At 64.7% G+C, this 11,407-nt stretch carries 10 protein-coding genes; 6 read left to right on the forward strand and 4 right to left on the reverse strand.

Going from position 1 to position 11,407, the window contains the following annotated elements; genetic code table 11:
* The gene (gene xseA, locus CCOS191_RS05230) at positions 1 to 1,380 is read right to left on the reverse strand and encodes an exodeoxyribonuclease VII large subunit (RefSeq protein ID WP_046857695.1); all 1,380 of its coding nucleotides are present in this window, start codon (positions 1,378 to 1,380) and stop codon (positions 1 to 3) included.
* Positions 1,381 to 1,556: 176 nt separating this feature from the next.
* Entirely contained in the window at positions 1,557 to 2,435 is an 879-nt protein-coding gene (locus CCOS191_RS05235) for a LysR family transcriptional regulator (RefSeq protein ID WP_046854329.1), read from the reverse strand.
* A gap of 97 nt (positions 2,436 to 2,532) precedes the next feature.
* Here CCOS191_RS05235 and CCOS191_RS05240 point away from each other — a divergent pair, with 97 nt between their 5' ends.
* The 4 genes from CCOS191_RS05240 (at position 2,533) to guaA (ending at position 7,107) form a co-directional block, all read left to right on the forward strand.
* Positions 2,533 to 3,288, forward strand: a complete 756-nt coding sequence (locus CCOS191_RS05240) for a sulfite exporter TauE/SafE family protein (protein ID WP_046854330.1) — start codon at positions 2,533 to 2,535, stop codon at positions 3,286 to 3,288.
* Between the two features lie 50 nt (positions 3,289 to 3,338).
* Entirely contained in the window at positions 3,339 to 3,896 is a 558-nt protein-coding gene (locus CCOS191_RS05245) for a hypothetical protein (RefSeq protein ID WP_046854331.1), read from the forward strand.
* Between the two features lie 86 nt (positions 3,897 to 3,982).
* Positions 3,983 to 5,452: an IMP dehydrogenase gene (guaB, locus tag CCOS191_RS05250; RefSeq protein ID WP_023628475.1), complete on the forward strand. Its 1,470-nt coding sequence runs from the start codon at positions 3,983 to 3,985 to the stop codon at positions 5,450 to 5,452.
* Positions 5,453 to 5,529: 77 nt separating this feature from the next.
* Positions 5,530 to 7,107, forward strand: coding sequence for a glutamine-hydrolyzing GMP synthase (gene guaA / locus CCOS191_RS05255; RefSeq protein WP_046854332.1), 1,578 nt, complete (start codon positions 5,530 to 5,532; stop codon positions 7,105 to 7,107).
* Positions 7,108 to 7,156: 49 nt separating this feature from the next.
* On the opposite strand, the gene CCOS191_RS05260 is transcribed toward guaA, so the two are convergent.
* Positions 7,157 to 7,630, reverse strand: coding sequence for an OsmC family protein (locus CCOS191_RS05260; protein WP_046854333.1), 474 nt, complete (start codon positions 7,628 to 7,630; stop codon positions 7,157 to 7,159).
* Positions 7,631 to 7,913: 283 nt separating this feature from the next.
* Here CCOS191_RS05260 and CCOS191_RS05265 point away from each other — a divergent pair, with 283 nt between their 5' ends.
* Together CCOS191_RS05265 and tadA are read left to right on the forward strand one after the other, a co-directional pair.
* Positions 7,914 to 9,296, forward strand: a complete 1,383-nt coding sequence (locus CCOS191_RS05265; protein ID WP_046854334.1) for a multicopper oxidase family protein — start codon at positions 7,914 to 7,916, stop codon at positions 9,294 to 9,296.
* A complete protein-coding gene (gene tadA / locus CCOS191_RS05270) occupies positions 9,296 to 9,775 on the forward strand; it encodes a tRNA adenosine(34) deaminase TadA (RefSeq protein ID WP_046854335.1) in 480 nt (159 codons plus the stop codon). The genes CCOS191_RS05265 and tadA overlap by 1 nt, the downstream gene beginning before the upstream one ends.
* Positions 9,776 to 9,879: 104 nt before the next feature.
* On the opposite strand, the gene mltF is transcribed toward tadA, so the two are convergent.
* A complete protein-coding gene (gene mltF, locus CCOS191_RS05275; protein ID WP_046854336.1) occupies positions 9,880 to 11,337 on the reverse strand; it encodes a membrane-bound lytic murein transglycosylase MltF in 1,458 nt (485 codons plus the stop codon).
* Positions 11,338 to 11,407: the final 70 nt, after the last annotated feature.

An 11,407-nucleotide genomic window follows, 5' to 3' on the forward strand; every position in this document is an offset into this window, starting at 1 on the left:
TCAGTCCAGTAGCGAGAGGGTGACCGGGGTCTGGTGGTTGTCCTCGACCCGCACCTTGAGCTCGCCTTCGTTGAGGCGGGCGGTCAGGCGTTGGCCGTTGTGGGTTTGCGCGGCGCTGCGGATGGCCTGGCCGCGCTCATCCAGGAGGATGCTGTAGCCGCGGGCAAGGGTAGCCAGCGGGCTGACCACCTGCAGGGTCTGCAGCTGTGCCTGGAAGCGCTGGCGGCGGTCCTTGAGCACGTCGCGCATGGCCCGCGGCAGGCGCTCGGCGAGGCTGTCCAGGCGCTGCTTGAGCAGTTTCAGGCTGCGCCCCGGATGTTGCGCGGCCAGGCGCGTGTCAAGGCGACCGAGGCGTTGCTGGCGCTGGTTCATGTCGAGCATGAAGGCGCGGCGCAGGCGCATGTCCAGGTCGTCCAGGCGCTGGGCCTGCTGGCGCAGGCGCTCGCCGGGGTGACGCAGGCGTCGGGCCAGCCCGTCGAGGCGCAGGCGGTCGTGGGCCAGGCGGTTCTGCATGCGCAGCAGCAGGCGTCGTTGCAGGCCGTCGAGGCGCTGCTGCAGGCCACTGCTGTCGGGGGCGAGCAGCTCGGCGGCGGCGGACGGCGTGGGGGCGCGCACATCGGCGACGAAATCGCTGATCGACACGTCGGTCTCATGGCCCACGGCGCTGACGATGGGCGTGACGCAGGCGGCCACGGCGCGGGCCACGGCCTCTTCGTTGAAGCACCAGAGGTCTTCCAGCGAGCCACCGCCACGGGCCAGGATCAGCGCGTCGAAGCCTTGCCGATCGGCCATCTGCAGGGCGCGGACGATCTGGTTGATCGCCTCGCGGCCCTGCACCGCGGTGGGGATCAGGTTCAACTCGACCTGCGGCGCACGACGGCCGAACACACTGATGATGTCGCGGATCACCGCGCCGGTGGGCGAGGTGATGATGCCGATGCGTTGCGGGTGCGCTGGCAGCGGCTTCTTGCGTTCGGTGCTGAACAGCCCCTCGGCGCCGAGCTTTTCCTTCAGCGCCTCGAACGCCAGGCGCAGGGCACCGTCGCCGGCCGGCTCGACCGTATCGAGGATCAGCTGGTAGTCGCCACGCCCTTCGAACAGCGAGACCTTGCCGCGCACCCGTACCGCCAGGCCGTCACGCAGGGCCTGGCGCACCCGGGCGGCGTTCTGCCGGAACAGCGCACAGCGGATCTGCGCGCCGCTGTCCTTGAGGGTGAAGTACATATGGCCGGAGGCCGGGCGGGCGAGGTTGGAAATCTCGCCTTCCACCCAGACGCTGCGGAACACGTCCTCGAGCAGCACGCGGGCGCGGCCGTTGAGCTGGCTGACGGTGAGGACCTCGCGGTCCAGGCCGAGTCGTTCGAAAGGGTCTCTTATCATGGCGGGCATCATAAATGAGCGAAGGCCCGGTTGTCTGTGCCGGCCTCTATCGCGGGGCAAGCCCGCTCCCACGTTCTGGACTGTCCCCAAGAAGCTGGACACCAATCCAATGCTTGGGGGCAGTCCATTCTACGTCGGTAGCTGCGTGGGAGCGGGCATGCCCCGCGATGAGGCCTTCAGCCTTGCATGATCGCCACGAACTGGCGCACCAGTTCCCCGGCATCCCGCCGGCAAGCCAGCGCCACGGTACTTTGGCACGCCTCGTCCAGCGGCACGAAATGCACCTCCGGCGGGGCAATCTCGCGCATGCTCGCCGGCAACAACGCCACGCCGAACCCGGCCTGGATCAGTTGCAGTTGCGTGGTCTTGCGCGATACCACCTGTGCTGCCTGCGGAAAGAACCCCGCATTCATGCACAGCGACGCCGACAGGTAGCTCAGGCCGCCGCGTTGGCGATGGGGGATGGAAATGAAACGTTCCTCGCGCAGTTGGTCCAGTCGAACACTGCTTGCCGTGGCCAGTGGGTGGCCCGCCGCCACTGCCAGCAGCAGGGGTTCGTCGAACAGCGCATGCAGCTCCACGCCTTCATGCTGGCGTAGCACCGGCAGGCGCAACAGGCCGATCTCCAGGCGGCCTTCGGCGATGTCCTCCAGTTGCGCCTCCGACGATTGCTGGGCGATCTCCAGGGAAACGCCGGGGTTGTCCTCGAGGTAGCCGCCGAGGCGCTGCAGCAAATGGCCGGTCAGCGGCACGGTGCTGGAGTGGTTCAGTCGCAGGCTGCCGCGCAGGCCCTGGCCGATTTCCCGGGCCAGGCGCTCGGCCTTGTCCAGGTCGGCCAGCAGATGGCGGGCGCGCTCGAGAAAGGCCAGCCCGGCGACGGTCAGCCGTGGCTGGCGGGCAGTGCGTTCGAACAGGACGGTGCCCAGGTGAAGCTCAAGCTCCTTGATCTGCCGACTGAGGGCCGACTGGGCAATGTACAGCCGCTCGGCAGCGGCACTGAAACTGCCGGCCTCGGCGATTTCGACGAAGTAGCGCAGCTGGCGGATCGAAGTCATGTCATGCCTTTTCGAGATGGCTAATAGCAAAAATGCATATTAGTCGGCATGGCTCGTCACTGGCTAACCTTCAGTTGTCTTCAAGGGAACTGCCGTGATGCTCGCTCAACTGTCGTTATCCACGTTCGACTGGCTGCCCATCCTGCTGGGAGTGGGGGTGGCCTATATCGTCTTCGGTATTGCCGGTTTCGGCACCGCGCTGGTCGCCGGCCCCGTGCTGATCCATTTCATGCCGTTGTCACGGATCATTCCGCTGCTGGTGCTGCTGGATTTCGTCGCCGCCTTCGGCAACCTGCTGCCTTCGCGGCGCGATGTGGTGCGCGGCGAGTTGCTGCGCCTGCTGCCGTTCATGGCCGTGGGGTGCACCCTGGGCGTGGTCTTTCTGCTGCGGCTCAAGTCCGATGTGTTGCTGTTGCTGATGGGCATCTTCGTGACCGCCTATGCGGTCTATGGCCTGGCGGTCAAGGTACGCCCGGCTAGCCTGTCGGGCGCCTGGGCGGTGCCCATGGGCACGGTGGGCGGATTGTTCGGCGCCTTGTTCGGCAGTGGTGGATTCCTCTACGCGATCTACCTCAGTGCCCGCCTGGAGGCCAAGGAACAGGTGCGCGCGACCCAGGTCGCCCTGATCAGCTGCAGCACGGTGGTGCGTCTGTCGCTGTTCCTGATCGCCGGGGTGTATGCCGATACCAGCCTGTTGCTGCTCGCCGCCTGCCTGCTGCCGGTGATGTTCGTTGGCACCTGGCTGGGGAGGCGACTGACCTTGAAACTGTCCCGCGAGGCCTTCATACGCCTGGTCACCTGGTTGGTCCTGGCCAGCGGCCTGGCGCTGATCGGCCGCTACCTGAGCGCCTGAGCAGGCGCTAGAATTGCGCCATTACCGCAGTCCGCAGGCCCGCCTCACCCATGAATACCCAGAGCATCATCGTCCCCAAACTGTCCACCGTGCCCGTCCATGAGGCCCGCTCTCGCGCCATCCTGCGCTGGTTGGTGCGCGAAAAAATCGTCGAGGAACAGTTGAGCACCTGTGGGCGCACCGGCAACCGCATGGGCCATGCCCTGGCGGAGGGGGCGCGCAAGGTGGCCCTGCGTCCCGAGAAGTTGCCGTTCGGCGAGCAGGTCAACGGCCTGGAGGTGATGCTCAAGCGCTGCATCTACACCCCCACCGACGGTTTTCTCGAAGAAGCCGGTTGCCCGGAGTGCCGGCGCGAGGTCGGCGAGCCGCTGTTCGAGAGCCTGGAGGAGTGGATGCCGGGGGTGAGTGACAACTTCACCTGCCCGCTGTGCGGCTTCGAAGACGACATCAATGGCTTTCTCTATTTGCAGCCGTGTGCCTTTTCCAACCTGGGGTTCATCTTCAATAACTGGGGCGAGGCCGGGTTTACCCAGGCCTTCCTCGACAGCTTCGCCGACTGGCTGGACCAGCCAGTGGCGGTGGTGCAGGTAAAACTGCCGCAAGGCTGACCGAAGGCCCTTATTTTGCATTGAGCGGCGCGCCATGGATGGGTATAATGGCGCGCTTCCATTTTTCCCTCCCGGGAGCCCCCGCGATGCTGCGTATCAGCCAAGAAGCCCTGACCTTCGACGATATCCTCCTTGTACCTGGCTACTCCGAGGTACTGCCCAATGAAGTCAGTCTCAAGACCCGTTTGACTCGTGGCATCGAGCTGAACATTCCCCTGGTCTCCGCCGCCATGGATACCGTGACCGAAGCGCGCCTGGCCATCGCCATGGCCCAGGAAGGCGGCATCGGCATCATCCACAAGAACATGACCATCGAGCAGCAGGCCGGCGAAGTACGCAAGGTCAAGAAGTTCGAGGCTGGCGTGGTCAAGGACCCGATCACCATCGACGCCGACGCCACCGTGCGCGACCTGTTCGACCTGACCCGCCTGAACAACATCTCCGGTGTTCCGGTGCTGGAAAACGGTGATCTGGTCGGCATCGTCACCTCCCGCGACGTGCGCTTCGAAACCCGCCTGGACGCCAAGGTCCGCGACGTGATGACCCCCAAAGAGCGTCTGGTCACCGTCCGCGAAGGCGCCGACAAGAACGAAGTCCGCGAGCTGCTGCACAAGCACCGCCTGGAAAAAGTCCTGATCGTCGACGACAAGTTCGCCCTCAAGGGCATGATGACCGTCAAGGACATCGAGAAAGCCAAGGCCTACCCGCTGGCCAGCAAGGACGACCAGGGTCGTCTGCGCGTCGGCGCCGCGGTCGGCACCGGCAAGGACACCGGCGAGCGTGTTGCCGCCCTGGTAGCCGCCGGCGTTGACGTGGTTGTCGTCGACACCGCCCACGGTCACTCCAAAGGCGTGATCGACCGCGTTCGCTGGGTCAAAGAGACCTACCCGCAAGTGCAGGTGATCGGCGGCAACATCGCCACTGGCGCTGCCGCCAAGGCCCTGGCCGAAGCCGGTGCCGACGCGGTCAAGGTCGGTATCGGCCCAGGCTCGATCTGCACCACCCGTATCGTCGCCGGTGTCGGCGTGCCGCAGATCAGCGCCATCGCCAACGTCGCCGCCGCACTGGAAGGCACTGGCGTGCCACTGATCGCCGACGGCGGCATCCGTTTCTCCGGTGACCTGTCCAAGGCCATCGTCGCCGGTGCTTCCTGCGTGATGATGGGTTCGATGTTTGCCGGTACCGAAGAAGCACCGGGCGAAGTCGAGCTGTTCCAGGGCCGTTCCTACAAGGCCTACCGCGGCATGGGCTCGCTGGGAGCCATGGCACAGGCACAAGGCTCGTCCGACCGTTACTTCCAGGACTCCTCGGCCGGCGCCGAGAAGCTGGTGCCGGAAGGTATCGAAGGCCGCGTGCCGTACAAAGGCGCTCTGGCCGCGATCATCCACCAGCTGATGGGCGGCCTGCGTTCGTCCATGGGCTACACCGGCAGCGCGACCATCGAAGAGATGCGTACCAAGCCGGAGTTCGTGCGCATCACCGGTGCCGGCATGGCCGAGTCCCACGTGCATGACGTGCAGATCACCAAAGAAGCCCCTAACTACCGCGTAGGCTGAGGCTTCCAGCAATTACCGAACGGGGCTGTCATACACAGCCCCGCGTCGTTTCCGATTTCCACTGACGAGATTGAGTCATGGCCCTCGACATTCACGCTCACCGTATCCTGATCCTCGATTTCGGTTCCCAGTACACCCAGCTGATCGCCCGCCGCGTGCGCGAGATCGGTGTGTATTGCGAGCTGCACCCGTTCGACATGGACGATGAAGCGATCCGCGAATTCAACCCGCGCGGCATCATCCTGGCCGGTGGCCCCGAGTCGGTCCACGAAGCCAACAGCCCGCGCGCGCCGCAGGCCGTGTTCGACCTGAAGGTCCCGGTGCTGGGCATCTGCTACGGCATGCAGACCATGGCCGAGCAGATGGGCGGCAAGGTCGAAGGTTCCGACCTGCGCGAGTTCGGCTACGCCCGCGTCGACGTGGTCGGCAAGAGCCGCCTGCTCGACGGCATCGAAGACCATGTCGACGATGACGGCGTGCTGGGCCTGGACGTGTGGATGAGCCACGGCGACAAGGTCACCCAGATGCCAGGCAACTTCAACGTGCTGGCCAGCACCCCGAGCTGCCCGATCGCCGGCATGTACGACGATGCCCTGGGCTACTACGGCGTGCAGTTCCACCCGGAAGTGACCCACACCAAGCAAGGCGGTCGCATCCTGTCACGCTTCGTCCAGGACATCTGCGGCTGTGAAGCCCTGTGGACCGCCTCGAACATCGTCGAGGACGCCATCGCCCAGGTACGTGCTCAGGTCGGTTCGGCCAACGTCCTGCTGGGCCTGTCCGGCGGCGTCGACTCGTCCGTGGTTGCCGCGCTGCTGCACCGCGCCATCGGCGACCAGCTGACCTGCGTGTTTGTCGACAACGGCCTGCTGCGCCTGCACGAAGGCGACCAGGTGATGGCCATGTTCAAGGAGAACATGGGCGTCAAGGTGATCCGTGCCGATGCCGAGAAGCAGTTCCTCGACAACCTGGAAGGCGAAGCGGACCCTGAGAAGAAGCGCAAGATCATCGGCCGCACCTTCATCGACGTGTTCGATGCCGAGGCCAGCAAGCTGGAGAACATCCAGTTCCTCGCCCAGGGCACCATCTACCCCGACGTGATCGAGTCGGCCGGCGCCAAGAGCGGCAAGGCCCACGTGATCAAGTCGCACCACAACGTCGGCGGCCTGCCGGAGGAAATGAACCTCAAGCTGGTCGAGCCACTGCGTGAACTGTTCAAGGACGAAGTGCGCAAGATCGGCCTGGAACTGGGTCTGCCGTACGACATGGTCTACCGCCACCCGTTCCCGGGCCCGGGCCTGGGCGTGCGCATCCTCGGTGAAGTGAAGAAGGAATACGCCGACATCCTGCGTCGCGCCGACCACATCTTCATCGAAGAACTGCGCAAGGCCGACTGGTACCACAAGACCAGCCAGGCGTTCGTGGTGTTCCAGCCGGTCAAGTCGGTCGGCGTCGTCGGTGACGGCCGTCGCTACGCCTGGGTCGTGGCCCTGCGTGCCGTCGAGACCGTGGACTTCATGACCGCGCGCTGGGCGCACCTGCCGTACGAGCTGCTGGAAACCGTCAGTGGTCGTATCATCAACGAAATCGACGGTATCTCTCGCGTCACCTACGACGTGTCGAGCAAGCCGCCGGCCACTATCGAGTGGGAATGAGTTGAGCCACAAGGGCGCCGTAAGGCGCCCTTGTCGTATCCGCGAGGGCTCAGGCCTTGCGCTGGATCACTGCCTCGCAGCGGACCGGGAAGTTCACCGAATTGGCGATGAAGCAGTCGTGGTGGGCATCTTCGTGCAGGCGCAGGGCCAATTGCGTATTCGACTCAGGGCTTACGACAACCTGCGGGCGCAGCAGGACATCGGTGAAGCGCCCCTTGTGCTCGGCATTTCCCTCGACCATGCGCCCCTCGGGGTGGTCGACGTATTCCAGGACCTGCACGCCGTTCACCGCGCACAGGTGCAGGTACCAGAGCTTATGGCAGGCTGATAGGGAGGCCAGCAGCATGTCCTCGGGGTTCCAGCGCCCGGGATCGCCACGAAAGGCCGGGTCGGCCGAACCGTGCAGCGGCGGTTTGCCCGGTGCCTGGACATCGAAGTCGCGTTGGTAGGCGGTGTAGCTGGAGGTGCCGGAGCCGGTGTTGCCAGTCCAGTTCACGGTGACGGCGTACTTATGTTCCTTCATGTGTTCCCCGTTCGGTTGTCTGGCTGGCGTGAATGCACCAGCTTGTGGACTGTCCCTGTTCCAGGTTCCAACTGCAATAGCGCTCTATGCAGAGATTGGGCGTGATGCAGCGCAGCTGTGGGGATTCACTCGCGAAGCAGGCGTACCGCCCCGTCGCTACGGCAACGAACAGCCCTGCGACAAGACTTCACTTAATATTTCGCAAATGCAGGTGTATCGTATTCGCCCTTCATCGCCAGCCCTGCTGGCAGCTTGATCGCGCTGAAACGAGGTACCCGCACCGATGTCCTTTACCCGTCGACAAATGCTCAAGGGCCTGACCGGCCTTGTAGTGGTAGGCCTGGGCGCCGGTGGCGCGGCGCGTTACTGGCTGGGCAAGGTCGAGGACGACAACGCCGGGCACGACTACGAGTTGATCGCCGCACCGCTGGACGTCGAGCTGGTGCCAGGCTTCAAGACCGAGGCCTGGGCCTTCGGCCCGTCGGCGCCGGGCACCGAGTTGCGGGTGCGCCAGGGTACCTGGCTGCGGGTACGCTTCATCAACCATCTACCCGTCGAGACCACCATCCACTGGCACGGTATCCGCCTGCCGCTGGAGATGGACGGCGTGCCGTACGTGTCGCAATTGCCGGTCAAGCCCGGCGAATATTTCGACTACAAGTTCCGTGTGCCGGATGCCGGCAGCTACTGGTACCACCCCCATGTGAGCAGTTCCGAGGAACTGGGGCGCGGGCTGGTTGGCCCGCTGATCGTCGAAGAGCGCGAACCGACCGGTTTCAAGCACGAACGCACGCTGAGCCTGAAGAACTGGCACGTGGACGAGCAGGGCGCCTGGCTGCCGTTCAGTATCCCCCGCGAGGCGGCGCGCAACGGCACGGCCGGGCGGTTGATCACCATCAATGGCCAGGCCGAGTCGGTCACGGAGCTGCCGGCCGGGCAGGTGGTACGGGTGCGTCTGTTGAACCTGGACAACACCTGGACCTATCGTTTGAACCTCAAGGGCAACTGCGAGGCGATGATCTACGCCCTCGATGGCAACCCGATCACCCCGCGCCCGCTGGACGAGGAGTACTGGCTTGGCCCCGGCATGCGCATCTGCCTGGCGATCCGCATACCCGAGGCGGGCGAGGAGGTCTCGTTGCGTGACGGCTTCGTGCGCCTGGGCACCTTGCGCTCGGTGGCCAGCAGCGACGCTCCCGGCGACTGGCCCAAGGCGCTGCCGCCGAACCCGGTTGCCGAGCCGGACCTGGAGAATGCCGAGAAGCTCAACTTCAATTTCGAATGGGTCGGCAAGGTTTCGGTGAATACCGAGAACGGCAAGCCGCCGAGTCTGTGGCAGATCAACGGCCAGGCCTGGGACATCACTGACAAGACTTGCGCCGACCGGCCCATCGCCACGCTGCAGAAGGGCAAGAGCTATATCCTCGAGCTGAAGAACATGACCCAGTACCAGCATCCGATCCACCTGCACGGCATGAGTTTCAAGGTGATCGCCTCCAATCGGCGCAAGATCGTCGAGCCGTGGTTCACCGACACTTACCTGCTGGGCAAGAACGAGCGGGCGCAGGTGGCGCTGGTGGCGGATAACCCAGGCACCTGGATGTTCCACTGCCATGTCATCGACCACATGGAAACCGGCCTGATGGCCGCGATCGCGGTGGTCTGATGCGTCCGCAGATCATCGATCGCAGCCGTGATCAGGAATTCATGCGCCTGGCCCTGGAACTGGCGGCCCAGGGCGCGGCCCTGGGCGAGGTGCCGGTGGGCGCGGTGCTGGTGCAGCACGGCCAGGTGCTCGGCCAGGGCTTCAACCGGCCGATCCTCGACAGCGACCCCAGCGCCCACGCCGAGATGGTGGCGATCCGCGCTGCGGCCAAGTCCGCCAGCAACTACCGCCTGCCGGGCAGCACCCTGTACGTGACGCTGGAGCCGTGCAGCATGTGCGCGGGGCTGATCGTCCATTCGCGGGTGGCGCGGGTGGTCTACGGCGCGCTGGAGCCCAAGGCGGGGATCGTGCAGAGCCAGGGGCAGTTCTTCACCCAGGGCTTTCTCAATCATCGGGTGATGTACGAGGGCGGGGTGCTGGCCGAGGAATGTGGCGCGATACTCAGCGAGTTTTTCAAGGCTCGACGGGCCAAGGGCTAACCTGCGCCGGCCTCATCGCTGGCAAGCCAGCTCCCACAGGATAGCGCTCGGCTTTAGAAGGGCGATTGAGGGAGCTGGCTTGCCGGTGAAGTGGCCTTGAAGACTCACATCGGCGACGCTTGCTCCGCTGGCTTGTCCTTGTTCACCGCGGGCACATGCAGGTTGCCCTCGGCCACCTGGCCTTCGAGCTGCGGTTGCGTGACCCAGGTGAGGATGTCGTAGTAGCGGCGGATGTTGGCGACGAAATGCACCGGCTCGCCGCCCCGGGCATAACCGTACTTGGTCTTGCTGTACCACTGCTTCTGCGACAGGCGCGGCAGCATCTTCTTCACGTCCAGCCACTTGTTCGGGTTCAGGCCTTCGCGCCTGGCCAGGGTGCGGGCGTCTTCCAGGTGGCCGCTGCCGACGTTGTAGGCCGCCAGGGCGAACCAGGTTCGGTCCGGCTCCTTGATGCTGTCGTCGAGCTGGTCCTTGACCAGCATGAAGTACTTGGCGCCGCCCTGGATGCTCTGCCGGGGGTCCAGGCGGTTGGACACGCCCATGGCCTGGGCGGTGCGCTGGGTCAGCATCATCAGGCCGCGCACACCGGTCTTGGAGGTGACCTCCGGCTGCCACATCGATTCCTGGTAGCCGATCGCGGCCAGCAGCCGCCAGTCCACCTGTTCGACCTTGGAGCTGGTCTTGAAGTGTTTCTCGTACTTGGGCAGGCGTTGCTGCAGGTGCTGGGCGAAGGTGTAGGCACCGACGTAGCCCAGCACATCGACATGGCCGTAGTAGCGGTCTTTCAGGCGTTGAAGCGTGCCGTTCTTCTGCGACTTGTCGAGAAACTCGTTGATCTCGTTGAGCAGGCTGTTGTCTTCGCCGGCGGCCACCGCCCAGCGCTGGTCACGGGTGTCGCCCAGGTCGAAGGCCACGCGCACGTTGGGGAAGTAGACCTGGTTCATGGCCAGTTCGTTGGAGTCGACCAGGGTCAGGTCGATCTGGCCTTCGTCGACCATGCGCAGCAGGTCGACCACTTCGACGGCGTCGGATTCTTCGTAATCCAGCCCCGGATTCTGCTTTTTCAGCTCGGCCAGCTGGTCGGCGTGGCTGCTGCCCTTGAGCACCATGATCTTCTTGCCCACCAAGCCCTTGGCATTGGTCGGGCGCGAGCGGCCGTTGCGGTAGATGACCTGCGGGGTCACCTCGAGATACGGGTGGGAGAACTTCGCCTGGCTGGCGCGGCGCTCGCTGCTGACCAGGCCGGCGGCGGCCAGTACCGGGCCGGAGGGCTTGCCCAGTTGGTCGAACAATTGGTCGAGGTTGTCGGCGGTCTCGATCTCGAGTTTTACCCCCAGGTCATCGGCGAAGCGCTTGACCAGTTCGTACTCGAAACCGGTTTCGCCGTTGCGGTCCTGGAAGTAGGTGGCCGGGCTGTTGCGGGTAATCACGCGCAATACGCCATCCTCCTTGACGCGCTCGAGGGTGCTGGGTTTTTCAACGCAGGCACCGAGCATCAGGAAGAGTCCGGTTGCGAAGAGCCATTTGGCGCAACGCTGGCGCAAAGCAGTGTGGGCGAACATAGGGTGCAGTATACGCAAAGGACTGCCGGCGCCATATCTCGACAATAGGTGGCTTGTCTGGTAGCAGGCG

The sequence above is a fragment of the Pseudomonas sp. CCOS 191 genome, from assembly GCF_001007005.1.
Lineage (GTDB): Bacteria > Pseudomonadota > Gammaproteobacteria > Pseudomonadales > Pseudomonadaceae > Aquipseudomonas > Aquipseudomonas soli.